The organism is Geobacillus sp. B4113_201601 (assembly GCF_001587475.1).
Lineage (GTDB): Bacteria > Bacillota > Bacilli > Bacillales > Anoxybacillaceae > Geobacillus > Geobacillus icigianus.
On the sequence record NZ_LQYX01000040.1, the window covers coordinates 1 to 26356 of the forward strand.

Here is a 26356-nt window from a genome sequence, read left to right on the forward strand (position 1 = left end):
TTGTCGAAAAATATTTTTTGGACACCCCTGAGGGGCCGAAAAGCCTTGATAAATCAACATTTCTAGAGGGAGGGATGACCATGGGGGATGTGACAAGACGAATTTTAGCGGTCGCCGGCGTAGCGGCATGCGTCGGCCTGCTTTTTCTCATCGGCGCCAACGGCTGAAGCCTGAATATTCAACCAATGGTTGTCCTTTCTTGCGTTGCTGCGTTATAATGAGAAAAACAGCAAGAGAGGGGAAACGGAAATGTTGACGGATTATCACAACCATTTGGAGCGGGGGACGTTGACGCTCGATTATTTGCGCCAGTTCACCGATGAGGCAGCCAAGAAAGGGATTCAGCACTTCGGCATCTCTGAGCACGCGTATCACTTTTATCAGACAAAAAACATTTTGTCGAACCCGTGGGTCGAAGCGCGCCGCTGCTACGATATGGCCGATTATGTCCGCCTGTTTCACGAAGCATGGGATGCGGGCATCGATGTCAAGATGTCGATCGAGATGGACTATAAGCCGGGCAAACATGGGGAAATGGCTGCCTTCATCCGCTCGTACGAGTTTGACTATGTCATCGGTTCGATCCATTGGGTCGACGATTTCGGCATCGATTTAGTCGAGTACCGCCACGAGTGGGAGCGGCGCGATTTGTACGATACATATCGCAAATATTTCGATCAAGTCGTGACGCTCGCCGAGTCAAATTTGTTTGATATTATCGGCCACTTGGATTTGGTGAAAATTTTCAAGTACGTCCCCGAGGACGAGGAGTTTTTGCTTGAACAATATGACCGAGCGACCACCGCGCTCGCCAATTCGAAAACGTGTGTGGAAATCAGCACCGCGGGGTTGCGCAAACCGGTCGGCGAACTGTATCCGGATCCGCGCTTGTTGAAAATGTGCTATGACAAAGGCATTCCGATCGTATTATCGTCCGATGCGCACGTGCCGGAACATGTCGGTGCCGATTTTGACAAAGCGGTGGAACTCGCCCGCAGCATCGGCTATACCGAGCTCATGACGTTCTCGAAAGGCGAGCGGAAGGCGGTGCCGCTCGGTTAAGTGAAACGATATGGCGAAAAACGCAGGCTTCTGATCTCTTGGCGCCTGCGTTTTTCATGGACGGACGGCTGGATGTGCGGCGGCTTGCAAGGGAAATCTCAACTGGGGGCGGTGGACGCCTTCTCACCGTTTGGCGTTGCAAACGAACAAAAAAACGCAGGCTTCCGAATTTTGAAGCCTGCGTTTTTTATGGCTACGCCTCAAGCCGTTTGACGGTCTCAATATCATCAATTTGCGCCAGTGCGTGTAACACCGCCTCATCCACCGGTTTGTCGAGCGAGAGGATCATCATCGCTTTTCCGCCGGCCTCTTGCCGCCCGACTTGCATGGTGGCGATGTTGACATCGTGCGCCCCGAGCACGTTCCCGACTTTGCCGATCATTCCCGGCCGGTCATGATGCTGAATGTACAACAGATGTCCTTCCGGGGCAAAGTCGATGGCGACGCCGTCAAAGTGGACGATGCGGTCCCCGTAGTTCGGCACGTGCGTTCCTTTGATGGTGAACGTTTTGTTTTCACCGTGGACGGTGAGGGAAATGCAGTTCGCATAGCCGTGCGTTTCATCGGAAAATTTTTCGCCGTATGTGATGCCGCGTTCTTTGGCGATCATGGCGGCGTTCACCTCGTTGACCGTAGAGGCGACGCGCGGCCGCAGGAAGCCGGCAAGCAGGCTGCGGGTGATGTACGTCGTCTCGAGATCGGCGACCGTGCCGGCGTAGGTGACCGACAGCTCTTGCACCGGGATGTTCATAAACTGTGAGGCGATCAAGCCGAGCTTCCGGCCTAAATGATAGAATGCGTGAATTTTTTCATAGACGTCTTTCGACAACACCGGCAAGTTGATCGACGAGGTGACCGGCCGTCCTTCAAAAAAGTGGAGCAGCTCTTCGGCGACTTGGGTGGCGACGTTCAGCTGCGCTTCGACCGTTGACGCCCCTAAATGCGGCGTGACGATCACATTGTCAAACGAAAGCAGCGGATGATCGCCCGGCGGCTCTTGTTCAAAAACGTCGAGGGCGACGCCGGCGACATGGCCGTTTTCCAAAAATGGAATGAGCGCTCGCTCGTCGATGATGCCGCCGCGGGCGCAGTTGACTAGATAGACTCCTTTTTTCGTTTTCGCCAAGTTGTCCGCGCCAAGGAGTCCCCGCGTTTCTTTTGTCAGCGGTGTATGGACGGTGATGATGTCGGCGGAAGCCAGCACTTCATCGAGCGAATGAATGGAGACGCCGAGTTTTTCGGCCCGATCTTTTGTTAAAAACGGGTCGTACACGTGCACGCTCATGCCAAAGGCGCGCGCCCGTTTGGCGACTTCCGAACCGATGCGGCCGAAGCCGATGATGCCCAATTTCTTGCCAAACAGCTCATTGCCGACAAACGCCGAGCGGTTCCATTCCCGCGATTTGACGGAAATGTGCGCCTGCGGGATGCGGCGGACCAGCGCGGCCATCATGGCAAAGGTATGCTCGGCGGCCGAAATCGTATTGCCGTTTGGCGCATTGATGACGACGATGCCGCGTTTCGTCGCGGCATCGACATCAATGTTGTCGACGCCCACACCAGCGCGGCCGATAATTTGTAAGTTCGGCATGTTTTCCAATAGTTTTTCGGTCACTTTGGTGGCGCTGCGCACGAGCAAAGCGTCAAATGTGTGCAATTCCTCTTCCGCTTCGCTCACGTTCTTTTGCACGATGTCAATGTGCGCCGATGCGCGGAGCGGCGCCAGCCCCTCTTCGCTGATGGCGTCGGAAACAAGTACGCGAAACACAGTCGGTGCCCCTTTCTGTTTCAAGGATGTTAAATTTCTGATAATTTAACACGGGAAAGCGGTTTCTGTCAATGGGGAAAAAAGAAGTCATACCAATGAAAACGTTTTTTTACAAAAGAAATGTTCGGGTTTCACAAAAAAAAGCGCCCATATCAAACGATACGGGCAAAATTGTTCGGAAATAACAAATATTCGCAGGTTGATTATCGGTTTTTCTGTTCATTGTAGCGGGCGATGCATTCATCAATAAGTTTGGCCGCGGCTTCCGGGCCTTCCCATGTGCCGATTTCCGTCCGCTTGCCTTGCAAGTCTTTGTAGCGCTCAAAGAAGTGGGCGATTTCTTTCAGTTTGTGCTGCGGAAGATCTTCGATGGAGCGCACCTCGTCAAAGCGCGGATCTTCGACCGGAACGCCGATCAATTTCGCGTCCTCTTCGCCGCTGTCGACCATGTTCAAATAGCCGATGACGCGCGTGTCGATGACGCAGCCCGGGAACGTTGGGTTTGTCGTGATGACCAAAATGTCAAGCGGGTCGCCGTCGAGCGCCAGCGTATTTTGCAAGTAGCCGTAGTCGGCCGGATAAAACATCGGTGAGTACAGAACGCGGTCGAGCTTGAAAATGCCGCGCTCTTTGTCGAATTCGTATTTGTTTTGGCTGCCGGTTGGAATTTCGATAAACGCTTCGACAATTTTATTTTCGAATGCCATGACCCGTTCCTCCCTTGTTCGTTATGTATACATGAAAGCTTGTCCGCCGGTCGGCGGCGGACAAGCCAATTTTATTGTAGCACGTTCGCTCAAGATGCGCCACTTGTGATAGGCCATTTTTTCACGCTGGCATCAAAAAACCCCTCCTGCCGCCACGGCAAGAGGGGGCGATCCACAGGCCTTTGCAAGAAAGACGCGATTCCGCCCACCATAAATGTCAATCGAATTTGTTCGGATCACCATCAAACGGTTCATCCGCGACTTTAATCGATTCGGTCGGACAGCCTTCAAAGGCATCCATCATATCGTCAATCAAAATCTCCGGCACTTCGACGATCCCTTGGTTGTCGTCAAGGGTGACGTAGGCAATGCCGTCCTCGTCGTAATCGTAAATGTCCGGGGCGGCGGCGCCGCACGCTCCGCAGGCGATGCACGTCTCTTTATCCACAATCGTATACTTTGGCATAAACATCGAACCTCCCCAAGTTTATTGGAAACGGACGGGCCATCTCCGTGTTGCCTGCTCGGAAATGAACGTTTCACTTTTATAATAAGACCGTCCCGCCGGCTTTTCAATAAAAAAAATCGCTCGCTTGTATTTTTACACATATGCATCTTCTTTAACACATTCACCGAGAAGTCTCCCACCTCGAAATGGAAGGTAGGTGGGAGAGGTTCATTTTTGTGATCATGTGGTGGAAATGTCAACGACGCGATTTTTTGCCGATCGGCCCGCTTTTTTTGCTACAATAAAGGCAGGGAGGAAGGGCCATGCAGCACAGTTATGCGTCGTTTTTGCTCGCTTGGTGTCTTCGCCAGTTTCGCGGTGAGCGGACGCTGGCGGCTTCGTATCATTTATTTTCGGGAAAAAAATCGGCGCAGACACTCCAAGACAGCAAATGGTTTCAGCTTGAACCGTTTTTTGGCGTGTGGAAAAACGTGACGATGTCTTCGCTTGAAGCGGCGGCGGGCTGGCTGGCTGAACAGCGGCTCGCCATGGCGGTCGGGGATCGGGCGTACCGGCTGACCGAAGCGGGGGAGGAGTGGCTTTCCGAGCGGGAGGCGCTTTTTCCCCGTCATATGAACGGCTGGCGCTACCACGAGGTGGAGCTGCCGTTTTGGCAGCGGCTTTCCCTCATTGGACAGACGTTGTCGAACTTAAACGCCGGCCGGCGGTTTGCGCCGATTTGCCGCGATGAACGGACGCTTCGCTGGGTGAAGCGCTACTTGATGGATAAAGGCGGCCGCGTCGCGCTGGCGAGAGAGTTGTACGAAGAGCTTCTCCAGCTGCTTGCTGCCGTTTCAGAAGAAGCGGCGATCGTGTTTACGCTGCGGTTGACGAGCGCGGACCGCATCGGCTGGACGGCCGAGCAAATCGCCGCCCATCTGCAAAAAGAGGCGCTGTATGTCGAATTTCTATTTCGCGATGCGCTTCATTACATCATGGCAGAGGCGGAAGCGGGGCGCTCCCCAGCGCTGGCCGAGCTGATGGACGGCTTGGCGCCGGTGGCGTTGACCCAATCGGCGCAAAAAACGTACGAATGGCTGCAAAAAGGAAAAACGATCGAGGAAATCGCCGCCATTCGCCGTTTGAAGCGGAGCACGATTGAAGACCATCTTGTCGAAATCGCCGCCAATGTGCCCGCTTTTTCGATCGCCCCGTTTGTTGCCGCCGAGAAAGCCGCGGCGGTTCAGGCGGCGGCCAAGACGCTCGGAACGCGCAAGCTAAAGCAAATTCGCGAGGCGCTTGGCGGAGCGGTCAGCTATTTTGAAATTCGTCTTGTATTGGCAAAGGAAGTGGGACGTTGGATGAAATCGTGAACACGCTGCGCAAGCAGTTTGGACATCATTCGTTTCGCCCGGGGCAGCGGGAAGTGATCGACGATGTGCTGGCCGGGCGCGATGTGTTGGCAATGCTGCCGACCGGAAGCGGCAAGTCGCTTTGTTATCAGCTGCCGGCTTACGTGCGGCCCGGCCGGGTGCTCATCGTTTCCCCGCTTGTGTCGCTCATGGAAGATCAGGTCGAACAGCTGCGCCGGCGCGGGGAAAAGCGAGTTATCGCCTTTCACAGCCTGCTCGACGAGGAGGAAAAGGGGCAGGCGCTTGCTTCGCTGGCCGATTTTCGCTTTATTTACGCTTCCCCGGAGATGCTCCAGTCGGCTTCGTTTTTGGCCGCGCTGCGACGCGCGCCTGTCTCGCTCTTTGTCGTCGATGAAGCGCACTGCATTTCGCAATGGGGCTATGATTTCCGTCCCGACTTTTTAAAGCTCGGGGACGTTCGTCGCGCGCTTGGGAACCCTCCGTGTCTGGCGCTGACCGCGACAGCGCCGCCGCAAGTGCGCGACGACATCATCCGCACGCTCGGGATGAGAGAGGCTAGACGCCACATTTATTCTGTCGATCGGCCGAACATCGCCTTAAAGGTTGAGCATTGCCGTTCGCCGGAAGAAAAGGCGGAGCGGATCATCGAATACGCGCAGCGGCTCAAAGGCCCGGGCATCATCTACTTCTCGAGCCGGCAAGGGGCGGAAGAGATCGCGCGGCGGCTCGAACGGAGCGGGGCCGGGCGGGTCGCTTACTATCACGCCGGCATGGATGGGGAGCAGCGGCTGCTCGTGCAGCAGCAATTTTTGCACGGCCAGTTGGATCTCGTCTGCTGCACGAGCGCATTTGGCATGGGCATCAATAAAGAAAATGTCCGCTTTGTCCTGCATTTTCATATGCCGGCGCAGCTGGAAGCGTACGTGCAGGAGATCGGGCGGGCCGGTCGTGACGGCGCGCCCAGTTTGGCTGTGCTGTTTTACGCCGATGGCGACGCAGCGATGGCCCAAGCGGTGGCCGAAGCGGAGCTTCCCCATCCGCACGAGCTGCGTGAGTGGTTTCGTCGGCTGCCGGAAGGGGCGGGATTGGATCGTTTTCGTGTATGGGTAGAAACGAGTCGGTTTACCGACATACAAAAACGGCTTTTATCGTACGTTTTAGAACGGGAGCAGTCGCTCGTCTTTGGGGCGCCGGCGCTGCTTGGCGAACGGGTGGCGGCCGCCGTGGAAGAGCGGCGCCGGTGGAAACGGAAAAAAGTCCGGGAGATGGAAGGATGGGTGCACGAGCTTTCGTGCCGCCGCTCCCGCCTTGTTCATGCGTTCGGCGAAGAGTTGGCCGTCCGCCCGGACCGCTGTTGCGACCGCTGCGGCTTGTCGCTCGACGACTATGTAGGCCGCGAGAGCCGTCAGACGGCCGTTTTTGTTCGCGATTGGCGCGAGGAGCTGTGGAATCTATTTTTTGGCGGGAGGCCTCCCCATGAAGCGGCAAAGTGAACAAATTCGTCATATGACCGAACGCGAAGTGCTGTTTCATCTTTACTTGACGCAAGCGCTGCTTCTGGCGGCTGCCGGCATCGCTTCGCTGTTGTTGTTTGACGGGGCCGAATGGCGCCGGCTTTGGCGGTTTGCTGCGGACGATGTCTTGATCTACGGAGTGGGCGGAGCGGCGGCGGTGCTCGCTGTCGAGTTTTGGGCCATGCGCTGTTTGCCTAATGACTGGTATGACGATGGCGGGGTGAACGAAAAAATTTTCCGCCGGCGGTCGGTTCCGCACATCGTTTTTTTATGTGCGCTCATCGCGCTGGCGGAGGAGTGGCTGTTTCGCGGTGTTGTGCAGACGCATGGGGGGCTTTGGGCGGCGAGCGCCATTTTTGCGCTGCTGCATGTTCGCTACTTAGAAAAATGGTTTTTGTTTTTGCTGGTCGTTCTGCTCAGTTTGTTCCTTGGCGTGCTTTACGAGCAAACCGGCAGTCTATGGGTTCCCGTCACGGCCCATTTTTTGATTGACGTTGTGCTTGCCCTCGAAATTCGCTTACACCGGGGGATGGAGGAAAGGGAGTGAAGCGATGGAACGGACACCGGAGCGCTCCGCCCGAACACGGCGGTCGGAATCGGAGGAACGTGCGCCGTCTTCCCGCCTGAGACGGCGGCGGCAAAAAGAAGAACAAAAACGAAAATACATCCCTGCTCGCCTGCTGATGTTTCTGTTTTTGACGCTGCCGGCGGCGGTGCTCGCGCTTCATCACGTCCAATCCGAGTCGGGGACGGTGGCGATCGTCCGCCATGACGAAAACAGCAGCCGGGAGACGGTGCGCATCATTCGCGAAACGGACAACGAAGACACCCTGTCTCCGTCAACGGCAAGGCAGGATGAACGACCGGCGGGCGAGCAGCGGGGCGGCTCAGCCGGCAACCGCAAGACGATCACCCACGTCGTGGCGGCCAATGAAACTCTCTACAGCATCGCCATGAAATATTACGGGACGCCAAGCGGCATGGACATGATCAAAAAGGAAAACGGGTTGTCCTCAAACCGGCTGCAGCCGGGACAGACGTTGCGCATTCCGCTCGCCGAAAAACAGGAGGAGCAGCCGTCAGAAAACTAGGGCCGGCGTCCCCCTTTCGGTTCTACCCTCATTTGCTGCTGCATAGGATGGACAATAGAGAGGACAAGGAAGGGGGGAGCGCCATGGCCCATTTTCCCGCTGAATTTTCCCTTGACGAAGTGACGAAAGAAATGTTGCTCGCGGTCATCGAGCGGAAAAGAAAGTGGGAATATTTAAAAAAAAGAACATTGCTCTTGCAGGTGGCGGCTTTTGCCGGCTTGGCTGTCTTCTCTCTTTATATAGTGCTCAACGGGGCGGCGTTTGGCACATGGAGCGAGCGGTTCGCATGGTTTTTTGCCGCGCCCGTTCACGTATCGTTCCTTCTTTTTCTATGTACCTTGTATTGGGCGGCTGTTTATTATAAAGGAAAAAGTGAAAAGGCGGAAGAGGAGTTTCACGCGCTCCGCTGTGAAATTATCCAAAAAAGCATTGATTTATGGAAAGAGGAGGAACAATGGAACAAGCGCCATCAGGTGTTTGCATGGATGAAGCGCGAATATGACATCAATCTCTATTACGAACATCGCTGATCTTCTCCTGCTGTCCGCTTGGGCCCCGCTGTCGGCGCTTGGCGGCCGGAACTGTGGCCGAGCGCGGGAAACGGCTAAGCGCCGCAGCGAGCTCTCCGTCCGCTCCGCCGTACTGTTCGATTAAGTATTTGGCGAGCCGCGGGTTGCACGTGCTGACGCGGACCGGATATTGCAGTTTGTTTTCATACATCCACATCATTCGTTCCCCCTTGTGTGCAAGAAAATCGCGGAGGAACGTTATGCGCCGGTTATGGATGACGTCGATGGTCGCGGTCTTGTGCAGTTACTTGTTTTTGCATTGGCTCCCGCCGCTAGAGCCGTTTTCTCCCACTTTGTTTTGGACGCAGCTGTTGTTCTCCCCGTTAAGATCATGGCTTGCTTTCGGCTGTTTTTTTCTCGGGGTCGCTGCGAACGGCGCGCTGCTTCGCCGGGCGATGATCGGGGCGGTGAGTTGGTTGGCCGGACGGCGGGTTCGCATTGGTGAGTGGTTGATAAGCATAGCGGCGCTTAGCCATTTTTACTGGGTGTTTCAGTTTCATTGGCGGCTGGCGGCGCTTTTTTTCGCTTTTTCCTTCTTTTATGGTATGATGACGTTACGAGGACGCCGGCTGCTTGAAGACGGCCGGCTTTAGCAGGAGGAAGTATGGTTATCGGGGGAGCAACCGAGAAAAAATGCTTGTCTAAAACCCGGGAAACGATGTAAACTCATTAATAACAACAAACGAACCAATTGCCAGTTCCGACATACAATAACGGTAAGAGATGGCTCTGTAGGTAAGGAGGGGTTGCCGATGCGTCTGGAGCGCTTGACCCACAACAAGATAAAAATTTTCCTGACATTCGACGATTTGTTGGACCGCGGGCTGACCAAAGACGATTTATGGAAAGACACGTTGAAAGTCCATCAGCTGTTCCGCGATATGATCGAGGAAGCAAGCGAAGAGCTCGGCTTTGAAGTGAACGGATCGATCGCGGTCGAAGTGTACTCTTTACCGGCGCAGGGCATGGTCGTTATCGTTACGAACGAAGGCGACTACGATGACATGGAAGAAGAGTTCGCCGACGATTATATCGAAATGCAAGTAACGCTCGATGAGAGCGATGACATATTTTACGAATTTCAATCGTTCGAAGATGTCATCCAGCTCGCTCATCGCCTGCATGCGGTCGGCTGCCTTGACGGCGCGCTTTATTCGTATCAAGACCGCTTTTACTTGCATGTTCCACAAGAGCCTCCCATTCCGCTCGATAACTTTGTCGCCTTGCTGGCCGAGTTCGGCAATCCGGCCACGATTACGATACACCGTGTGCAAGAGTATGGAAAACGGCTGATCGAACACCGCACCATCGAGCAGCTCGTCCGTTATTTTCGCGCCCACTGAGGCGGGCAAGAGGGTGTCCCAAAAAGGATCGGGAGGCCCTTTTTTCGTGACGGTTATACGTGCTCACGGCTTTGTTCGAGCGATATGTTGCGCCGGCCGAAAAACACCCGAATTCGAAAATGGGCCAAGGAAGCGCGTCATCGTTGGCCTGCCGCTTGATGAAAGCTGATGGGGGCACCTTAGAAGGTTTCCAGCCGTAAATTTTCCAGCCGTAAATAATGTCGCGAGGAACGCTTGCTGTTTTCTTATGATTTTTCCTTTGCATCCGCTCACAGAAGGTGTATACTATGACATGGAAGGCGACAAACTATTCTAGCGAGCTTATAGGAGGTTTACGTATGGCAGCCGATAAGCATACGGAAGAAAAGGAACAACAATACGACGTGCTGGCGTCGACACAGATTGTTATACATAGAGCGTTAGAGAAGCTCGGTTATCCAGAGGAAGTATACGAGCTGTTAAAAGAGCCGATTCGCGTGTTGACGGTTCGCATTCCGGTGCGCATGGATGACGGAACAGTGAAAATTTTCACCGGCTACCGCGCCCAGCATAACGATGCGGTCGGTCCGACGAAAGGCGGCGTGCGTTTTCACCCGGAAGTCACGGAGCGCGAAGTGAAAGCGCTATCGATCTGGATGAGCTTAAAATGCGGCATCGTCGATTTGCCGTATGGCGGCGGCAAAGGCGGCATTGTCTGCGATCCGCGCACGATGTCGTTCCGCGAGCTGGAGCGGCTAAGCCGCGGCTACGTGCGCGCCATCAGCCAAATCGTTGGCCCGACGAAAGACATCCCGGCGCCGGACGTGTTTACGAACTCGCAAATTATGGCGTGGATGATGGATGAGTACAGCCGCATCCGCGAGTTTGATTCCCCGGGCTTTATTACCGGAAAACCGCTTGTCTTGGGCGGTTCGCACGGCCGGGAAACGGCGACGGCCAAAGGGGTGACGATTTGCATCCGCGAGGCGGCGAAAAAACGCGGCTTATCGCTTGAAGGGGCGCGCGTCGTCGTTCAAGGGTTCGGCAACGCCGGCAGCTATTTGGCGAAATTTATGCACGACGCCGGAGCAAAAGTGGTCGGCATTTCTGATGTGTACGGCGCGCTGTACGACCCGAACGGGCTCGATATCGACTATTTGCTCGAGCGGCGCGACAGCTTTGGCACGGTGACGAAGCTGTTTAAAAATACGATTTCGAATAAAGAGCTGCTTGAACTCGACTGCGACATTTTAGTGCCGGCGGCCATCGAAAACCAAATCACGGCCGAAAACGCTCCGCGCATCAAGGCGAGCATCGTTGTCGAAGCGGCGAACGGGCCGACGACGCTCGAAGCGACGGAAATTTTAACGCAGCGCGGCATTTTGCTTGTCCCGGATGTGCTCGCTAGCGCTGGCGGCGTGACGGTGTCCTATTTCGAGTGGGTGCAAAACAACCAAGGCTATTATTGGACGGAAGAGGAAGTCGAGCAGCGGCTGGAAAAAGTGATGGTCAAAGCGTTCAACAACGTATACGAAATGGCGCAAACGCGCCGCGTCGATATGCGCCTTGCCGCTTACATGGTCGGCGTCCGCAAAATGGCGGAAGCGTGCCGATTCCGCGGTTGGGTATGACGCGGCGAGCGTTGACGTTTGCAAGCTTTCGCGAAATCCCCTATCATAAGATAGGGGATTTTTTGCTTCGTGCGAGGTGACAAAAACATGAGAGAAGAAACGATCATCATCGTCGGCGGCGGCCCATGCGGGTTGGCGGCGGCGATCGCTTTGCAGGACGCCGGGTTTTCGCCGCTTGTGATCGAAAAAGGCAACATCGTCCATTCGATTTACCGGTTTCCGACGCATCAAACGTTTTTCAGCACGAGCGATCGGCTCGAAATCGGTGGGGTGCCGTTTGTCACCGAAAACCGGAAGCCGACGCGGAATCAAGCGCTCGCTTATTATCGGGAAGTCGTTGTTCGCAAGCGCGTGCGCGTCAACACATTTGAGGAAGTGAAAGCAGTTCGTCGCCAACAAGACGGAACGTTTTCGCTGGAAACGTCGAAAGCCGAGTATCGCGCCTCGTACGTCGTGATCGCCACCGGGTATTACGACCATCCGAACTATATGAACGTGCCGGGGGAAGAGCTGCCGAAAGTGATGCATTACTTTAAAGAAGCGCATCCGTACTTCAACACCGACTGCGTCGTCATCGGCGGGAAAAACTCGAGCGTCGATGCGGCGATGGAGCTGGTGAAAGCGGGAGCGCGCGTGACCGTGCTGTATCGCGGCAGCGACTATTCGCCGAGCATTAAGCCGTGGATTTTGCCCGAATTTGATGCGCTCGTCAAAAAAGGCGTCATTCGCATGGAGTTTCGCGCCCATGTGAAAGAAATTACCGAGGACGCGGTCGTGTATGAAGTCGACGGAGAAACGAAAACGATCAAAAACGATTTTGTGTTCGCCATGACCGGCTATCATCCCGACCATCGCTTTTTAACGAGCATCGGCGTCCACGTCGATCCGGAAAGCGGCCGCCCGCATTACGATCCCGAGACGATGGAAACGAACGTTCCCGGACTGTTTATCGCCGGCGTGATCGCGGCGGGCAATAATGCCAATGAGATTTTTATTGAAAACGGACGGTTTCATGGGGAGGCGATCGCTGCCTGCCTCGCCCGTCGTGAGCGGGGCGCGTCTTCTTAACGCGACGACCTTGCCGCCTTGTCGCGGCGGGGAGGCGGGGGCTTTAGTGGAAATAGAAAGCGCAGGTGAACGATAGGATGAAACGAAAAGTCGTTTTGTTGACGACGGGGGGCACGATCGCCAGCAAGCGGAGCGAGCGCTCCGGCCGTCTCCGGGCAGGAGCGTTAAGCGGCGAGGAGTTGGCGGCGATGTGCCATTTGCCAAATGATATAGAAATCATCGTCGAAAGCGTATTTCAATTGCCGAGCATGCATTTGACGTTTTCCCATTGGCTCGAACTCAAACAGCGGATCGAAGCGCATTTCGCCGATCCGACGGTCGACGGCATCGTTGTCACCCATGGGACGGATGCGCTTGAGGAAACGGCGTACTTTCTTGACTTGACGATCGATGACCCGCGGACGATTGTCGTCACCGGTTCGCAGCGCGCTCCGTCCGATTTGGGCAGCGACGTGTACATCAACATCCGCCACGCCGTTTACGCCGCCTGCGCCGAGCCGCTGCGCGGGACGGGCACGGTCGTCGTGTTCAATGAACGCATTTTTGCCGCCAAATACGTAAAAAAAGAGCATGCTTCGAACATTCAAGGATTTAACGCCTTTGGTTTCGGTTATTTGGGGATTATTGATAATGATGAAGTGCATGTGTATCAAAAGCCGGTTCGCCGCGAACATTACCAACTCATCCGCCCGCTTCCGCCCGTCGACATTGTGAAATGTTATTTGGAAGCGGACGGGAAGTTCATCCGGGCCGCGCGCGAGAGCGGGGTCGCCGGTTTGGTGCTCGAAGGAGTCGGCCGCGGCCAAGTGGCGCCCAAAATGGTCGATGAAATCGTCAAAGCTATTGAAATGGGGATCAAAGTCGTGGTGACGACAAGCGCCGAAGAAGGAGCGGTGTACACAACGTACGACTATCTCGGCAGCGCCTATGATTTGCATAAAAAAGGCGTCATTCTCGGCAGCGATTACGACGCGAAAAAGGCGCGCATCAAGCTGGCCGTCGCCCTCGCCTCCGATGCCCCGCTCGATGGTTTGTTCGCCTTTTAGGCGGACGGCCGGCGCGATTTCTCTTTTTTTGCCTCGGTTTTCATGATACGATAGAGATAAAAATACAGAGAAACGGGGATCGATATGTTTTCGCTGATTTCCGCCGGCGTCGCTCCCGGAGTGGCGCTGCTCAGCTATTTTTACTTGCGCGATGAATACGAGGCGGAGCCGCTCTCATTTGTGTTGCGCATGTTTTTGTTCGGCGCTTTGCTCGTCTTTCCGATCATGTTCATCCAGTACGTGCTTGCCGAAGAGCGAATCGTTTCGTCGCCGATGGCCGAAGCGTTTCTTTCCGCCGCGTTGCTGGAGGAATTTGTGAAATGGTTTGTCGTCTATTTTTTTGTGTATGATGATGACGAATTTGACGAGCCGTATGATGGCATCGTCTACAGCGCCAGCGTCTCACTCGGATTTGCGACGTTGGAGAATTTGCTGTATTTGTTGGCCAACGGCGTGGAGACAGCGTTCGTCCGGGCGCTGCTGCCGGTGTCCAGCCATGCGCTCTTTTCCGTCATCATGGGGTTTTACTTTGGCAAGGCGAAATTCGCCCGCCAAAAGCGCAGCTATTATTTATGGCTGTCGTTTTTGCTGCCGTTTTTCCTCCACGGCGTCTATGATTGGCTGCTGCTCGCGAAAGAGCGATGGAGCTACTACATGGCGCCGTTTCTGCTCGCTTTATGGTGGGTGGCGCTGCGCAAAGTGAAACAGGCGAAAGGGGCGGTTCGAACTGCAGCGCTGCCGTCCGTCAACAGCCAAGCGTGATCGCTTGGCTTTTTTTTTGTATAAAACGAGCAAAACGAAGGAAAATAGGGATAAAAACGGCAAGTGCTGACGGGAGGTTTGCAGATGGCAAGGAAAACGTTGCTGTTGCTTTGGCTCGGTGTATGGGCGGCGCTGTATCCGATGGGTCACGCCGCGGCCTTTTCGCCGCAAGTGATTCAGCGCGGGGCGGTTGGCGATGATGTCATCGAGCTGCAGGCACGGCTCCAGTATCTCGGTTTTTACAACGGCAAAATTGATGGGGTATTTGGCTGGCGCACGTATTGGGCGCTTCGCCATTTTCAGTATGAGTACGGCCTGCCGGTCGATGGATTGGCCGGTGCAGAGACAAAACAAAAGCTGGTGAGAGCTTCGAAATATGACGAGTCGTTTGTCAAAGAACAAATCCGTCAAGGAAACGACTTCACCCACTACGGGGGCATTCCGCTCAGCCAGCAAGTGAAAAAGCGGAGCGGCGGAGGGGGGCGGACGGTGAAAGCGACGGCGTCCAACGTCCCTAAAGGATTTTCGCAAAACGATATCCAATTGATGGCAAACGCCGTTTATGGAGAAGCGCGCGGCGAACCGTACATCGGACAAGTGGCCATCGCCGCGGTCATTTTAAACCGCCTCGAACACCCATCGTTTCCCGATACGGTAGCTGGGGTGATTTTCCAGCCAGGGGCGTTTACGGCGGTCGCCGATGGACAAATTTGGCTGACGCCGAACGAAACAGCGAAAAAGGCGGTGTTGGACGCCATTAACGGCTGGGATCCGACCGGCGGGGCCATTTATTATTTCAACCCGGCGACGGCGACGAACGCGTGGATTTGGAGTCGGCCGCAAATTAAGCGGATCGGGAACCATATTTTCTGTAAATAAAAGGAGGGAGACGGATGATTCGAACCGTTTTGCTGGCGGTGCTTGCGCTTGCTGTCATCGGCACCGGCTATTGGGGGTATCGCGAGCACCAAGAAAAAAACGCGATTTTGATTCACGCGGAAAACAACTATCAACGCGCGTTTCACGATTTGGCTTACCAAATCGACTTGCTTCATGACAAACTAGGAGCAACGTTGGCGATGAATTCGCACGCATCGTTGTCGCCGGCGCTCGCCGAGGTGTGGAAAATCGCCTCGGAAGCCCATTCCGATGTCGGCCAGCTGCCGCTGTCGCTTCTGCCCTTCAATAAAACGCAGGAGTTTTTGTCGCGCATCGGCGAGTTCAGCTACCGGACAGCGGTGCGCGATTTGGAAAAAGAACCGTTGACAAAGGAAGAATACCATACGCTGCAAGCGTTGTATCAAAACGCTGGCAAGATTCGCCAAGAATTGCGCAACGTCCAACATTTGGTGCTTGAAAACAATTTGCGTTGGATGGATGTCGAACTGGCGTTGGCGACGAGCGACCAAAAAGGGGACAACATCATCATCGATGGGTTTCGAGCGGTCGAGAAAAACGTGGATACGTTCTCCAGTTCTTCGGAGTTTGGCCCGTCGTTTATCGGTCTTGCCAATGAAGAAAGAGGGTTCGTGCGCGCGAAGGGCGGCCCGATTTCGAAGGCGGAAGCGCGGCGGATCGCTCGCGATTTCCTCGGGTTAAAGGGAACGGAAGACATCAAGGTGACGGAAAGCGGCAAAGGGGCGGACGACCGCTTTTACAGCGTAACGATTCATGATCCGAAAACAAAGGGCGATATTTACATGGATATCACCAAAAACGGCGGCTACCCGATTTGGGTGCTGAACAGCCGTCCGATCGGCAAACCAAACATCGGTTTGCATGAAGCGGCCAACCGCGGACTGGCGTTTTTGAAACGGCATCGCTTTACCGGATTTGAGCTGTATGACAGCACGCAATACGACAATGTGGCGGTGCTTACGTTCGTCAAAAGCGAAAACGGCGTTCGCATCTACCCGGAAGCGGTGCAAATGAAAGTGGCGCTCGATAACGGCCGTGTAGTCGGTTTTACCGCGCGCGACTATTTATCATCGTCCATTCCGCGTCCGCTGCCGAAGCCGAAACTCACCGTCGAGGCGGCGAAGAAAAAGTTGAACCCGCATTTAAAGGTGATGGAACAGCGCCAAGCGGTTATTATGAACGATTTGCAAAAGCCGGTGCTTTGCTATGAATTTTTAGGAACGATGGGCGACGATACGTACCAGCTGTTCATCAACGCCTCAACAGGACTAGAGGAAAAAGTGGAAAAATTAGAAAGCGTTGAACCCGCTTACGGATAAAGGAGGAAAGGCGCCCGAAAGCACGGGCGTCTTTTCTTGCTTTTTTGAACACGCACCGCCCTTCGGTTCATTCCCGGACGGCGGGCCAAACGTTGTCCATGAGGTTATTCTCACCCTTGGATGGCGGACCAAACACTGTCGATGGAACGTTTCTGTGAAGTAGAATTGCGCGGATTTTCATCCTCGGAGGGAGGACAAACCATGGCTTGCGGAACGTTTCCGTGAAAATGCAGGACTGGCGTAGGATTTTCATCCCCGGGTGGAGGGCAGATCACGCTGCCCATGGATCTTTTCCGTGAAAATGCCGCACTGGCGCGTGATGTTCAGCCCTAGATGGAGGGAAAACGCTGCCCGTTGAATTTTCCGTGAAAATGCCGCACTGGCGCGGATTTTCATCCCCGGGTGGAGGGCAAACCATTGCCCATGGATCTTTTCCGTGAAAATTCCGTCGGCAAGCGTTGATTTTCATCCTCGGGTGGAAGGCCAAACGTTGTCCATGGGGTTATTCTCACCCTCGGACAGCGGGCCAAACGCTGTCCATGGAACGTTTCCACCACCATCCCGTGCGGCGCGCGATGATTTTCATGCCGGAATGGGTAACAAGTCTGAAGGACGATATGGTATAATTGTCTTGAACAACCATTCAAAGACAGAGGCGAATGTCTCAGCGAAGCTGGCTGAAAAGGGGAAAAGAGAACGATGACGATCAAAATCGGGGATTCGATCCGCCTTGAACCGCTGGACGGCTCGGCGCAGCAATATCAGAGCAAGGTGCTCGACATCGGCGACGGGGCGGTTCACATCGGTTATCCGGTCGATCAAACAAACGGAAAAACGGTGTATTTGTTAAACGGCATGCAATTCAAGGCGAGCGTGGTCGGGCAGGATGGGGGCTTATACTTGTTTGACACAGAAGTGAAAGGGAAAGTGCGCGTTCCGCTGCCGATGATTGTTTTATCTTATCCGGGGGAGGAAGCGCTTCTGCGCGTTCAACGCCGCCGTTACGTGCGGGTGAAAACGAACGTCGATGCCGCTGTCCATCCGCTCAACGGCGAGTTCGCCCCTTTTGCGACGATGACCGTGGATCTTAGCGCCGGCGGCGCGGCGCTCGTTGTTCCGCCGGCTGTTGCACCGCTTTTGCATCCTAGAATGCCGGTTGAACTTTGGCTTGTGCTGCCCATGCGCTCGGGGGAGTATCATTATGTTCAGACGAAAGCCGCCGTCGTGCGCACAGTGACGAACGGGCAACATACGGCGAAAACGTCGGTCGAATTCACTGAACTTGACCCGCAGGACCGTCTTCGCCTTATTCGTTACAGCTTTGAGCGGCAGCTCGAAGAACGGAAAAAGGAATAAAGCGGCAAGGGAGGTGGAATACTGCTAGAAAAAGGGAGGCGGGTGAACGCGATGAAACGGATGGAAACGCTGTTATGGAAGCTCGTTCTTATCCAAGCAATCTGTTTGCTTGTCGCCCAATGGCTTGCCCTCTACACCCCGATCGAGCTTTACATCAATAAGGTGTACGAATATGAAGGGGTCGCAAAACAGGAAAAAATGAAATCGGTCGAAACGGCCGTCGACCGTTGACGGCAAATATGATACAATGAACGTAGACACATGCAGGAGTTTCCTGCATTTTCTTTATGCACTCATCACTTTGGACCAAGCAGGAGGAATTATGAAACGACGAATTAGCATTGCGATCGACGGACCTGCGGCGGCGGGGAAAAGCACCGTTGCCAAACTCATTGCCCATCGCCTTTCCTACGTGTACATCGATACAGGCGCCATGTACCGCGCGCTGACGTACCGCGCGTTGACGTGCGGCATCGATATCGATGATGAACAGGCGCTCTTGTCGCTGCTTCGCGATACATATATTGAATTGAAGCCATCGCGCCATGGACAGCAGGTGTTGGTAAACGGTGAAGATGTCACCGATGTCATCCGCGGCGAGGCGGTGACGAAGGCGGTATCATGGGTGGCCAAGCACCCGCTTGTGCGCGAAGAGATGGTCGCCCGCCAGCGCGCGTTGGCGAAGGGCGGAGGCGTCGTCATGGACGGGCGCGATATCGGAACGCATGTGTTGCCAGATGCCGAAGTGAAAATTTTCTTGAAAGCTTCGGTGGAAGAGCGGGCGCGGCGTCGGCACGAGGAAAACATCGCCCGCGGCTTTCCGTCCGATCTGGAAACGCTTAAAGAAGAAATCGCTCGCCGTGACCGTCTCGATTCGGAGCGGGAAACAGCGCCGCTTCGCAAGGCTCCCGATGCGGTCGAAATCGATACGACGTCGCTGTCGGTGGAAGAGGTGGCGGAGCGAATCATGGACATTGTTAACGAAAGGATTGGATGAGGGTGGATTTTTATTCGTTCGCCAAGGTGGTCGTTAACGGGGTGCTCACCCCTTTTTACCGCATCCAAACGATCGGGTTGGAACAATTTCCAAACGAGGGGCCTGTGCTTCTGTGCGCCAACCATATCAGCAACCTCGATTCACCAGTGGTCGGCATCACGGCGCCGCGGCCGGTTCGGTTTATGGCGAAGGAGGAACTGTTCCGCACGCCGCTTGTCAAAACGCTCGTTCATCATTTGCGCGCGTTTCCGGTCAAACGCGGCATGAATGACCGTCAGGCGCTGCGCATGGGGCTTGAGGTGCTGAAACAAGGGGAAGTGCTCGGCATTTTTCCAGAAGGGACGCGCAGCAAAGACGGGCGGTTGCAAAAGCCGTTGCCGGGAGTCGGTTTTTTCGCCCTGCGCACCGATGCCGCCGTCGTTCCGTGCGCCATCATCGGCCCGTACCGACCGCTTCGGCCGCTCAAAGTCGTATACGGGGCGCCGGTCGACATGACGCCGCTGCGAGAGCGGAAGGCGAGCCCGGAGGAAGCGGCCGATTACATTATGGATCATATTCGCCAGCTGCTTGAACAACATCGTTAAGCATTCTAGTACATGTTGATTGAGAAAATATGGTATACTAATTAGAAAAGCGTCCTTCGTTTGCCGACAGCCGGCCGCGGCCACGGTGCGAGGCGCGCTTTTGACAGTTGCTAGTCGATGAAGGAGGGTTTTGCGATGACGGAAGAGATGAATGTGCAAGTGAACGTGTATGAGGTGGGCGACATCGTCCGCGGCAAAGTGGTCAAGCTCGAGGATAAGCAAGTGCTTGTTGAGGTGGAAAACAGCAAACAAAGCGGGATCATCCCGATCAGCGAGCTGTCGAACTTGCATATTGAGAAACCGAGCGATGCCGTCGCTGTTGGCGATGAGGTGACGGTCAAAGTCAAGAAGGTCGAAGAAGGTCAAGAGGGGGAAGAAGGGCTGCTCATTTTGTCCAAAAAAGCGGTCGACGCCGAGCGGGCGTGGGAGGAGCTGGAAGGCAAATTCGCAAGCGGCGAAACGTTTGAAACGGTCGTCAAGGACATCGTCAAAGGCGGGCTTGTCGCCGATGTCGGAGTGCGCGGCTTCATTCCGGCGTCGCTCGTTGAGCCCCACTATGTTGAAGACTTTTCGGACTACAAGGGAAAAACGTTGGCCGTCAAAGTCGTGGAGCTGGACCGCGAGAAAAATCGCGTCATTTTGTCACACCGGGCGGTCGTAGAGGAAGAGCAAGAGCGGCAGCAAAAAGAGCTGCTTTCCCGTCTCGAGCCGGGGCAAGTGCTCGATGGCGTCGTCCGCCGCATCGCTGATTTCGGCGTCTTTGTCGATGTTGGTGGGTTTGATGGGCTCGTACATATTTCCCAGCTTTCCCACACGCGTGTCGCCCATCCGGCCGATGTGGTGAAAGAAGGCGATGCCGTCAAAGTCAAAGTGTTGGCTGTCGATCCGGAAAACGGACGCCTGTCGCTGTCGATCAAAGAAGCGCTGCCTGGCCCGTGGGAAGGCGTGAGCGCCAAAGTGAAGCCGGGGGATGTCGTGACGGGAACGGTGAAGCGGCTCGCGTCGTTCGGGGCATTTGTGGAAATTTTCCCGGGCGTCGAAGGACTGGTCCACGTTTCGCAAATTGCCAATCGCCGCATCGGTTCGCCGCATGAAGTGCTGAAAGAAGGCGATCAAGTCAAGGCAAAAGTGCTCGATGTCAACGAAGCGGAGCACCGCATTTCCTTGAGCATTCGCGCGCTGCTTGAAGAAGAGGCGGCTGCGCCGGCCGAGGATTACAGCTCGTACACAAGGACTGCGGAAGCGCGCGGCTTTCAGCTTGGCGAAGTGATCGGCGAACAGCTGAAAAAATTAAAATAACAGACGGTGATCGAACGCCGGATCAAACGCGCACAAGGTGCGGTGCACAGCAGTAAAAAAGAGGGCCGAAACGGTCGCCCGTCTCCCGAATCGGCCCACCCTCGCGCGGCAGAAACGGCAAGCGAGATACAGCGGTGAAAAAGGGGGCTCGGTCGTTCGGGCCCCCTCTCTTTGTTGTTGGGGTGCCGAAAGACGAAAGCCGGCGTGCGGGCTTTCACGCCAAACAACCGAGAAATGAAGCCGGCCTGCCCGCCGCGGCCTCTTTGGTTGGCCGGCTGCTCCCGCGGTCAAAAAAAGTGCAGGCGTCCGTTCCGTGGGGACGCCTGCGCTTTTCCTCTAGAAGGCCGATGTTGAAGGGGAACTACTGCTCTCGAACCGTGTTTCTCAAACGGAAAATTCTTGCAACGTCATCATTTCATTCCTTGTCATTTCTCACCAATCGAACAACGTTGTTTTTCATCAGGTTTCTAGGAGGCTGGTGATTTAATCGTGATACCGCTTTACAATGTTATTTCTCACTTAGAAAAACCTTGTTACATCGGTCCTGCTTTTCGCTCATTCTCCTATTGATGAAAGGAATCAGCGGTTTTTCACCGGCCTTCTAGAAGGCCGGTGATTTAGGGCAAAATACCGCTGAGTTCTACTCATTTCTCAATGAGAGAAACCTCGCAGAATCAGCTTTCTTTTTGGAATGAAAATGTCGCCGATTGGTGTGTGACAGCGGTTTTTCACCAGCCTGCTAGTGCTTGTTCCGTTCGCGCGCTTCGTCTGGTGTATCGAGCCGAGCGGCTCCTTGATACGAAAGCGACTGGTCGCGGTCGGACTGAACTTGCCGCGACTGTTTCAGTTTTTTCTCCTGCCGGTCGTTTCCCATGATACGTTGCTCCTTTCTGTCCAAGGATCATTTTTACTATGGATTTCGACCAAGGATTTTATACATGGGATCTTGGAGGAAAGGACAAGGCGTTGAGGATGCGCAGGGATAACGTGAAAGATCGCTGATTCCTTTTATCAATGGGGGAACGCGTGAAAAGTAGGAGCGCTGCAACAAGGTTTGTCTAGTTAAGCAATGACATTGCAAAGTTCAATCACCGGCTCTGGAGAGGTTCCTCTTTCAGAGCATGGATATTGCGCAAATTTTCAAGTTGATATGGAAAGAAGGCAGATTTATGGTATCTTTGTTTTTCAACTTCCTATTTTTCTTTCTTATTTTGATTTTGATTTTGATTGTAGTGTTTCATGATTTTATCCCAAGAAAAATACTTGCCTATCTCTTTCCAAGTTTGATATTTCTCATTATGTTCATTCCGTTGCTAGGTCATTCTACTTTGTTGTTGAATTACCAGTTACGAACACAATTAGACAACTTATCAGTTGAGAAAGTGAATTTCCGCTCGGATCCGAAGGCGGTGGAGGAAATTCGTTCGTTAAATCATCCGCTTCGATTCAAAATTTTGTCAAAGACGAAAAAAGGAAGTCATGCCTTTGAGCTCGTTCTCAAAATGGAAGATAATCAACATCAATATTTCGTTCGAATGCGAAATTATACCGAACCATTTCAATGGCTTCCATTTAACGATTTTCAAATCAACCAAGTGAACAAAGTGAAATAATATTTGGGAAGCAGTATTCATTGAAGACGACGGCGAGATGAACCAAGTGAATAACGTGAAATAATATCCCCTTTGTGATATGTACTCCTATTACAACCGGAGATCAGCAAATGGTGCGTCCCCAAAAAGATCGTTCACCGACTTTTTGGGGACAGTTTCTGTTGGGGAGGGGACTGACCGAAAAGGCGATCTCCCCCTCAAAAGAATATCGTGTGGCAGAGATACGGCTGGTACTTATATGGCGATGAGACAGGTGTCCTGATCCTTTTGGACGCCCTCCGGCTTCTCCCCCCTTCTTTTCATTCTCGATAGGCCTGCTCTTTTTCGCTCACTCTTGCGTTTATTCCTGAGCAAGCTCGATCGTTTGCCCGTGTTTCAACAAAAACCTAGCGGCCCTTTTGGCGGAGGCGATAGGAAAGATGCCGCTGTGCCGCGGAACGAACGGTTAAGAAAGGAGAAAAGGTGGCATAATGAACATCATAAGGAGTGAAAAAATGGAAGGCGCTTATTTTTATGTCGGCTGTTGGTTGCTGTGGCTGATGGCGACCTTTTTTATGAAAAAGACACCGGAGCGGACCGCTTTGGCGGCGTTTGCGCTTTTGATGATCAGTTCCGCCTCGCTTGAATTGAAAATCGGTTCGATGCGGGCGGCGCTGTCCTTTTTTGTCCTTTTGTTCGCGTCTTGCTACGGGATGGTGAAGCAGCGGCCGTGCTCTTCCTTGCTGATGGTGTGGTCGACGTCGGGGGTGGCGTTTGCCTACGCCGCCTTGCGCCTGCTGGCTCTGTTTGATCCGGTGTGGATTTGGCTTGATGAGCGATGGCTGCTTGCTTGGTGGCTGGCGATCGTCAGCGCGTTGTTTCATCGCCGGCTTTTCGCCCGTCTTGTTTGTGTCGCCATGGGCGGCTGTCAAGGCGAGGTGGTGTATGCCTTGGCGATTGACCGCATGGCGCCCGACTATGTCATCGGTTCCTTTTCTTTTCTTGATGCGCTTGCCATTAGCGTGGCGTCGCTGCTTGTTTGGGAAATGATTCGCTTTTTTGCCTTCCAGCTCGAAGAAAAACGGCCGATAAGGAGGACGAGGCAGCCGTGAATGAATACACGTTTCCGATCTTATACGGAGTGATCGCCGGGGTGGTGACGCGCCTTTACTTGCTGCGCACCGATTACCGGCAATACCCGACGTATTTGCACGGTCGGACGATTCACCTTGCGCTTGGAGCGATTGCCGCTGGATTAGGAACGGTCGCCGTGCCGGCGATTATGGAAAAAGAGTTCGCAGCGATCACATTTTTGGCCTTGGCCGCCTCACAATTTCGCGATGTGCGCAACATGGAGCGCAACACGTTGAACGAGCTTGATCAGTATGAGCTCGTGCCGCGCGGCAAGACGTATATTGAAGGGATCGCCATCGTGTTTGAAGGACGAAATTATTTGGTCATCTTTGTTTCTTTTTTATCGACGCTGGCCTATCTCGTATGGAACATTGGGGCGGCGCTGGCCGCCAGCCTCATCGGCTTGGTGGTGGCGCGGCGGTTTATGAGCGGAAGCCGGCTGAAAGATATCGCCGACGTCCAGTATGTCAAGCCGCATTTTGAAGGGGCAGGGCTGTATGTGGACAACATCTACATCATGAACATTGGCTTGCCGGCGCGGCGCGAAGAAATTTTGCGCTATGGCATGGGGTTTGTTTTAACGCCGAAAAATTTCAACGCCCGCACGACGATCGCCAACCTCGGCCAGCGGCAAGCGATTTTGCACGATGTGTCAACAGCGCTCGGCATTTATCGGGACTCGGGGACGCCGGCGCTCGTGCCGCTCGCGAAGCGGGACTTAAACGATGGGCGCGTCGGTATTTTTGTTTTGCCGCAAGTAGAAGATGTCGAGAAGGCGAAGGCGGTCATTGAAAACGTTCCGGTGCTTGAAAGCGCCATCCGCATGCCGGCGAAGCGGCCCTGGAAGCGGAGAGGAGGTGGCGGTGATGACGCATGAAAAAATGATTTTGGCCATTGTGACGACCAAGGGCGAAACCGTGGCCGGCGGCGCGCCGATCTTTCTTTGTCAGACCAACGAGGAAATGGTGCGGATCGCCGCTAATTTAGAGGCGATTTTGGATGGCATCGCCCATGAATTGAGCGAGGGGCTTCTTATTATCGTCAAACATTAGTTGTTGAGCGTTTCGCTTTTTGATAAAATAAAGCAGCTGCGGTATGCCCTTTTCGAAAAGGGCGTTTTTCACGAGGAACGATATAAAAATGACGATAAAGGGTGGTAGCATGGCGAATCCAGTCGTGGCCATTGTCGGCCGTCCGAATGTGGGGAAATCGACGATTTTCAACCGCATCGTCGGGGAGCGCATTTCCATCGTTGAAGACGTACCCGGAGTGACGCGCGACCGCATTTACAGCCGGGCCGAATGGCTGAACCATTCGTTTTACTTGATCGATACCGGGGGCATTGACATCGGCGATGAGCCGCTGCTTGTGCAAATTCGTCAGCAGGCGGAAATCGCGATCGATGAGGCCGATGTCATCATTTTTATGACCAACGGCCGCGATGGCGTGACCGCGGCCGATGAAGAAGTGGCCAAGCTGCTTCATCGCTCGAACAAGCCGGTTGTGCTCGCGGTGAACAAAATCGACAATCCGGAGATGCGCGATTTGATTTATGACTTTTACGCCCTCGGTTTTGGAGAGCCGTATCCGATTTCCGGGGCGCACGGGACGGGGCTTGGTGATTTGCTTGACGCCGTTGTCCGTCATTTCCCGAAAGGCGGCGGGCAGGAATATGAGGAGGACGTGATTAAATTTTGCTTGATTGGCCGCCCCAATGTCGGCAAGTCGTCGCTAGTGAACGCCATTTTAGGCGAAGAGCGGGTCATCGTCAGCGATATCGCCGGCACGACGAGGGACGCTGTGGACACCTCGTTCGTGCGCGACGGGCAGGAATATGTTATCATTGATACGGCAGGGATGCGCAAGCGAGGAAAAATTTATGAAAGCACGGAAAAATATAGCGTCTTGCGCGCGTTAAGAGCCATTGAACGCTCGGACGTCGTGCTTGTCGTGCTAAACGCCGAAGAAGGCATCATCGAACAGGACAAAAAAATCGCCGGATATGCCCATGAGGCCGGACGCGGCGTCATTTTGGTCGTCAACAAATGGGATGCCATTGAAAAAGACGACAAAACGATGGTCGAGTTTGAGCGGAAGATTCGCGATCATTTTCCATTTTTGGATTATGCGCCGCTTTTGTTTGTGTCAGCGAAGACAAAACAGCGGCTGCATAAGCTTTTGCCGCTCGTCCAGCTTGTGAGCGACAACCACGCGATGCGCGTTCAGACGAATGTGCTCAATGAAGTCATTATGGACGCAGTGGCGATGAATCCGACGCCGACGCACAACGGCAAGCGGCTAAAAATTTATTACATGACGCAAGTGGCCGTCAAACCGCCGACGTTTGTCGCGTTTGTCAACGATCCGGAATTGATGCATTTTTCATATGAGCGCTTTTTGGAAAACCGCATTCGCGACGCGTTCGGCTTTGAAGGCACGCCGATCAAAATCATCGCCCGTCCGCGGAAATAAGGAGAGAGCCGATCTTTTTGATCGGGCAGGGGAGGTCAGTGCGCGCGCTCCATAGGGCAGCTCAGCTGCTGGGGGCCGCCTCTGTTTCTGGCGAAGGCGGGATGGAGACGGAGCGATGCGGCTGCTTTTTCACGCTTGCGACAATGGGACGAAGGAAGTGGGAAACGATGGAGAATATCGCCGTACTGGGAGCGGGAAGCTGGGGCACGGCGTTGGCGCTCGTTTTGGCCGACAACGGGCATCGCGTCCGTCTTTGGAGCCATCGCGCTGAACAAGTAAGAGAGATCAACGAGCGGCGGACGAACGAAAAATATTTACCCGCCG

29 protein-coding genes and 1 pseudogene are annotated in these 26356 nt (G+C 54.2%); 25 read left to right on the forward strand and 5 right to left on the reverse strand.

Annotated elements, in window-relative coordinates:
* The first annotated feature begins 249 nt into the window (after window positions 1-249).
* A complete protein-coding gene (locus tag B4113_RS05805) occupies window positions 250-1062 on the forward strand; it encodes a histidinol-phosphatase (RefSeq protein ID WP_061912302.1) in 813 nt (270 codons plus the stop codon).
* Entirely contained in the window at window positions 1063-1275 is a 213-nt protein-coding gene (locus B4113_RS20360) for a hypothetical protein (protein ID WP_061912303.1), read from the forward strand.
* Here the strand turns inward: B4113_RS20360 and serA are convergent.
* The 3 genes from serA to B4113_RS05825 all read right to left on the reverse strand — a co-directional run bounded on the left by serA (window position 1256) and on the right by B4113_RS05825 (window position 4003).
* The gene (gene serA, locus B4113_RS05815) at window positions 1256-2830 is read right to left on the reverse strand and encodes a phosphoglycerate dehydrogenase (protein ID WP_061912304.1); all 1575 of its coding nucleotides are present in this window, start codon (window positions 2828-2830) and stop codon (window positions 1256-1258) included. The two genes, B4113_RS20360 and serA, sit on opposite strands and share 20 nt — an antisense overlap.
* Before the next feature lie 203 nt (window positions 2831-3033).
* On the reverse strand, window positions 3034-3537 hold the full coding sequence (locus B4113_RS05820) for an inorganic diphosphatase (RefSeq protein ID WP_033021150.1): 504 nt from the start codon (window positions 3535-3537) through the stop codon (window positions 3034-3036).
* A gap of 217 nt (window positions 3538-3754) precedes the next feature.
* The gene (locus tag B4113_RS05825; RefSeq protein ID WP_011231729.1) at window positions 3755-4003 is read right to left on the reverse strand and encodes a ferredoxin; all 249 of its coding nucleotides are present in this window, start codon (window positions 4001-4003) and stop codon (window positions 3755-3757) included.
* Window positions 4004-4308: 305 nt separating this feature from the next.
* Between B4113_RS05825 and B4113_RS05830 the strand changes: the two genes are divergently transcribed.
* From B4113_RS05830 to B4113_RS05850, 5 genes are all read left to right on the forward strand, one after another.
* The gene (locus B4113_RS05830) at window positions 4309-5358 is read left to right on the forward strand and encodes a helix-turn-helix domain-containing protein (protein WP_061912305.1); all 1050 of its coding nucleotides are present in this window, start codon (window positions 4309-4311) and stop codon (window positions 5356-5358) included.
* Window positions 5343-6851, forward strand: coding sequence for an ATP-dependent DNA helicase RecQ (locus B4113_RS05835; RefSeq protein ID WP_061912306.1), 1509 nt, complete (start codon window positions 5343-5345; stop codon window positions 6849-6851). Before B4113_RS05830 ends, B4113_RS05835 begins: the two co-directional genes overlap by 16 nt.
* Window positions 6835-7419 (forward strand): CPBP family intramembrane glutamic endopeptidase, encoded by a 585-nt coding sequence (locus tag B4113_RS05840; protein ID WP_061912307.1) that lies wholly within the window; start codon window positions 6835-6837, stop codon window positions 7417-7419. Before B4113_RS05835 ends, B4113_RS05840 begins: the two co-directional genes overlap by 17 nt.
* A 4-nt stretch (window positions 7420-7423) precedes the next feature.
* Window positions 7424-7963: a LysM domain-containing protein gene (locus tag B4113_RS05845; RefSeq protein WP_061912308.1), complete on the forward strand. Its 540-nt coding sequence runs from the start codon at window positions 7424-7426 to the stop codon at window positions 7961-7963.
* An 83-nt stretch (window positions 7964-8046) separates the two neighbouring features.
* Entirely contained in the window at window positions 8047-8493 is a 447-nt protein-coding gene (locus B4113_RS05850; protein WP_061912309.1) for a YpbF family protein, read from the forward strand.
* A gap of 46 nt (window positions 8494-8539) precedes the next feature.
* On the opposite strand, the pseudogene B4113_RS20930 reads toward B4113_RS05850, so the two are convergent.
* Window positions 8540-8689: pseudogene (locus tag B4113_RS20930) on the reverse strand (manganese catalase family protein); the annotation flags it as partial.
* Between the two features lie 43 nt (window positions 8690-8732).
* Here B4113_RS20930 and B4113_RS05860 point away from each other — a divergent pair.
* The 13 genes from B4113_RS05860 to rpsA all read left to right on the forward strand — a co-directional run bounded on the left by B4113_RS05860 (window position 8733) and on the right by rpsA (window position 20834).
* Window positions 8733-9125 carry a hypothetical protein gene (locus tag B4113_RS05860; RefSeq protein WP_061912311.1) on the forward strand — a complete coding sequence of 131 codons (393 nt, stop codon included), beginning with the start codon at window positions 8733-8735 and terminating at the stop codon, window positions 9123-9125.
* A 159-nt stretch (window positions 9126-9284) separates the two neighbouring features.
* Complete coding sequence (locus tag B4113_RS05865; protein WP_061912312.1) at window positions 9285-9875, forward strand: genetic competence negative regulator; 591 nt, start codon at window positions 9285-9287, stop codon at window positions 9873-9875.
* 338 nt (window positions 9876-10213) lie between these two features.
* Window positions 10214-11485 (forward strand): Glu/Leu/Phe/Val dehydrogenase, encoded by a 1272-nt coding sequence (locus tag B4113_RS05870; RefSeq protein WP_033021167.1) that lies wholly within the window; start codon window positions 10214-10216, stop codon window positions 11483-11485.
* A gap of 87 nt (window positions 11486-11572) precedes the next feature.
* Window positions 11573-12553, forward strand: coding sequence for a YpdA family putative bacillithiol disulfide reductase (locus tag B4113_RS05875; RefSeq protein ID WP_033021169.1), 981 nt, complete (start codon window positions 11573-11575; stop codon window positions 12551-12553).
* A 77-nt stretch (window positions 12554-12630) separates the two neighbouring features.
* The gene (locus B4113_RS05880) at window positions 12631-13599 is read left to right on the forward strand and encodes an asparaginase (protein ID WP_033021170.1); all 969 of its coding nucleotides are present in this window, start codon (window positions 12631-12633) and stop codon (window positions 13597-13599) included.
* A gap of 84 nt (window positions 13600-13683) precedes the next feature.
* Window positions 13684-14361, forward strand: coding sequence for a glutamic-type intramembrane protease PrsW (gene prsW / locus B4113_RS05885; protein WP_033021171.1), 678 nt, complete (start codon window positions 13684-13686; stop codon window positions 14359-14361).
* A gap of 84 nt (window positions 14362-14445) precedes the next feature.
* Window positions 14446-15240 (forward strand): spore cortex-lytic enzyme, encoded by a 795-nt coding sequence (sleB, locus tag B4113_RS05890; protein WP_033021172.1) that lies wholly within the window; start codon window positions 14446-14448, stop codon window positions 15238-15240.
* A 14-nt stretch (window positions 15241-15254) separates the two neighbouring features.
* Window positions 15255-16598 (forward strand): germination protein YpeB, encoded by a 1344-nt coding sequence (gene ypeB / locus B4113_RS05895; protein WP_033021173.1) that lies wholly within the window; start codon window positions 15255-15257, stop codon window positions 16596-16598.
* Window positions 16599-17297: 699 nt separating this feature from the next.
* Window positions 17298-17954: a flagellar brake protein gene (locus tag B4113_RS05900; RefSeq protein WP_033021175.1), complete on the forward strand. Its 657-nt coding sequence runs from the start codon at window positions 17298-17300 to the stop codon at window positions 17952-17954.
* 51 nt (window positions 17955-18005) lie between these two features.
* The gene (locus tag B4113_RS05905; protein WP_033021250.1) at window positions 18006-18185 is read left to right on the forward strand and encodes a YpfB family protein; all 180 of its coding nucleotides are present in this window, start codon (window positions 18006-18008) and stop codon (window positions 18183-18185) included.
* 91 nt (window positions 18186-18276) lie between these two features.
* Complete coding sequence (gene cmk / locus B4113_RS05910; protein WP_033021177.1) at window positions 18277-18951, forward strand: (d)CMP kinase; 675 nt, start codon at window positions 18277-18279, stop codon at window positions 18949-18951.
* Complete coding sequence (locus B4113_RS05915) at window positions 18948-19535, forward strand: 1-acyl-sn-glycerol-3-phosphate acyltransferase (RefSeq protein WP_033021178.1); 588 nt, start codon at window positions 18948-18950, stop codon at window positions 19533-19535. The genes cmk and B4113_RS05915 overlap by 4 nt, the downstream gene beginning before the upstream one ends.
* Window positions 19536-19670: 135 nt before the next feature.
* Window positions 19671-20834 (forward strand): 30S ribosomal protein S1, encoded by a 1164-nt coding sequence (gene rpsA, locus B4113_RS05920; protein WP_033021179.1) that lies wholly within the window; start codon window positions 19671-19673, stop codon window positions 20832-20834.
* 739 nt (window positions 20835-21573) lie between these two features.
* On the opposite strand, the gene B4113_RS18575 is transcribed toward rpsA, so the two are convergent.
* Window positions 21574-21708, reverse strand: a complete 135-nt coding sequence (locus B4113_RS18575) for a YpzI family protein (protein ID WP_081897229.1) — start codon at window positions 21706-21708, stop codon at window positions 21574-21576.
* 1233 nt (window positions 21709-22941) lie between these two features.
* Between B4113_RS18575 and B4113_RS05930 the strand changes: the two genes are divergently transcribed.
* The 5 genes from B4113_RS05930 to B4113_RS21120 all read left to right on the forward strand — a co-directional run.
* Window positions 22942-23538 (forward strand): hypothetical protein, encoded by a 597-nt coding sequence (locus tag B4113_RS05930; RefSeq protein ID WP_033844079.1) that lies wholly within the window; start codon window positions 22942-22944, stop codon window positions 23536-23538.
* Window positions 23535-24437: a YIEGIA family protein gene (locus B4113_RS05935; protein WP_033844078.1), complete on the forward strand. Its 903-nt coding sequence runs from the start codon at window positions 23535-23537 to the stop codon at window positions 24435-24437. Before B4113_RS05930 ends, B4113_RS05935 begins: the two co-directional genes overlap by 4 nt.
* Entirely contained in the window at window positions 24427-24612 is a 186-nt protein-coding gene (locus tag B4113_RS05940) for a hypothetical protein (RefSeq protein WP_033844077.1), read from the forward strand. The genes B4113_RS05935 and B4113_RS05940 overlap by 11 nt, the downstream gene beginning before the upstream one ends.
* 109 nt (window positions 24613-24721) lie before the next feature.
* The gene (gene der / locus B4113_RS05945; RefSeq protein WP_033021196.1) at window positions 24722-26032 is read left to right on the forward strand and encodes a ribosome biogenesis GTPase Der; all 1311 of its coding nucleotides are present in this window, start codon (window positions 24722-24724) and stop codon (window positions 26030-26032) included.
* Window positions 26033-26070: 38 nt separating this feature from the next.
* The coding region (locus tag B4113_RS21120) for a 2-dehydropantoate 2-reductase N-terminal domain-containing protein (protein ID WP_369802228.1) at window positions 26071-26356 on the forward strand (286 nt) is incomplete at its 3' end.

Bases quoted from the DNA above. Each gene is read 5' to 3' on its own strand.
- B4113_RS05805 (WP_061912302.1), top strand. From the start codon at position 250: ATGTTGACGGATTATCACAACCATTTGGAGCGGGGGACGTTGACGCTC.
- B4113_RS05820 (WP_033021150.1), bottom strand. From the start codon at position 3,537: ATGGCATTCGAAAATAAAATTGTCGAAGCGTTTATCGAAATTCCAACC.
- B4113_RS05825 (WP_011231729.1), bottom strand. From the start codon at position 4,003: ATGCCAAAGTATACGATTGTGGATAAAGAGACGTGCATCGCCTGCGGA.
- B4113_RS05830 (WP_061912305.1), top strand. From the start codon at position 4,309: ATGCAGCACAGTTATGCGTCGTTTTTGCTCGCTTGGTGTCTTCGCCAG.
- B4113_RS05840 (WP_061912307.1), top strand. From the start codon at position 6,835: ATGAAGCGGCAAAGTGAACAAATTCGTCATATGACCGAACGCGAAGTG.
- B4113_RS05845 (WP_061912308.1), top strand. From the start codon at position 7,424: ATGGAACGGACACCGGAGCGCTCCGCCCGAACACGGCGGTCGGAATCG.
- B4113_RS05850 (WP_061912309.1), top strand. From the start codon at position 8,047: ATGGCCCATTTTCCCGCTGAATTTTCCCTTGACGAAGTGACGAAAGAA.
- B4113_RS05860 (WP_061912311.1), top strand. From the start codon at position 8,733: ATGCGCCGGTTATGGATGACGTCGATGGTCGCGGTCTTGTGCAGTTAC.
- B4113_RS05865 (WP_061912312.1), top strand. From the start codon at position 9,285: ATGCGTCTGGAGCGCTTGACCCACAACAAGATAAAAATTTTCCTGACA.
- B4113_RS05870 (WP_033021167.1), top strand. From the start codon at position 10,214: ATGGCAGCCGATAAGCATACGGAAGAAAAGGAACAACAATACGACGTG.
- B4113_RS05875 (WP_033021169.1), top strand. From the start codon at position 11,573: ATGAGAGAAGAAACGATCATCATCGTCGGCGGCGGCCCATGCGGGTTG.
- B4113_RS05880 (WP_033021170.1), top strand. From the start codon at position 12,631: ATGAAACGAAAAGTCGTTTTGTTGACGACGGGGGGCACGATCGCCAGC.
- prsW (WP_033021171.1), top strand. From the start codon at position 13,684: ATGTTTTCGCTGATTTCCGCCGGCGTCGCTCCCGGAGTGGCGCTGCTC.
- sleB (WP_033021172.1), top strand. From the start codon at position 14,446: ATGGCAAGGAAAACGTTGCTGTTGCTTTGGCTCGGTGTATGGGCGGCG.
- ypeB (WP_033021173.1), top strand. From the start codon at position 15,255: ATGATTCGAACCGTTTTGCTGGCGGTGCTTGCGCTTGCTGTCATCGGC.
- B4113_RS05900 (WP_033021175.1), top strand. From the start codon at position 17,298: ATGACGATCAAAATCGGGGATTCGATCCGCCTTGAACCGCTGGACGGC.
- B4113_RS05905 (WP_033021250.1), top strand. From the start codon at position 18,006: ATGAAACGGATGGAAACGCTGTTATGGAAGCTCGTTCTTATCCAAGCA.
- cmk (WP_033021177.1), top strand. From the start codon at position 18,277: ATGAAACGACGAATTAGCATTGCGATCGACGGACCTGCGGCGGCGGGG.
- B4113_RS05915 (WP_033021178.1), top strand. From the start codon at position 18,948: ATGAGGGTGGATTTTTATTCGTTCGCCAAGGTGGTCGTTAACGGGGTG.
- rpsA (WP_033021179.1), top strand. From the start codon at position 19,671: ATGACGGAAGAGATGAATGTGCAAGTGAACGTGTATGAGGTGGGCGAC.
- B4113_RS18575 (WP_081897229.1), bottom strand. From the start codon at position 21,708: ATGGGAAACGACCGGCAGGAGAAAAAACTGAAACAGTCGCGGCAAGTT.
- B4113_RS05930 (WP_033844079.1), top strand. From the start codon at position 22,942: ATGGAAGGCGCTTATTTTTATGTCGGCTGTTGGTTGCTGTGGCTGATG.
- B4113_RS05940 (WP_033844077.1), top strand. From the start codon at position 24,427: ATGACGCATGAAAAAATGATTTTGGCCATTGTGACGACCAAGGGCGAA.
- der (WP_033021196.1), top strand. From the start codon at position 24,722: ATGGCGAATCCAGTCGTGGCCATTGTCGGCCGTCCGAATGTGGGGAAA.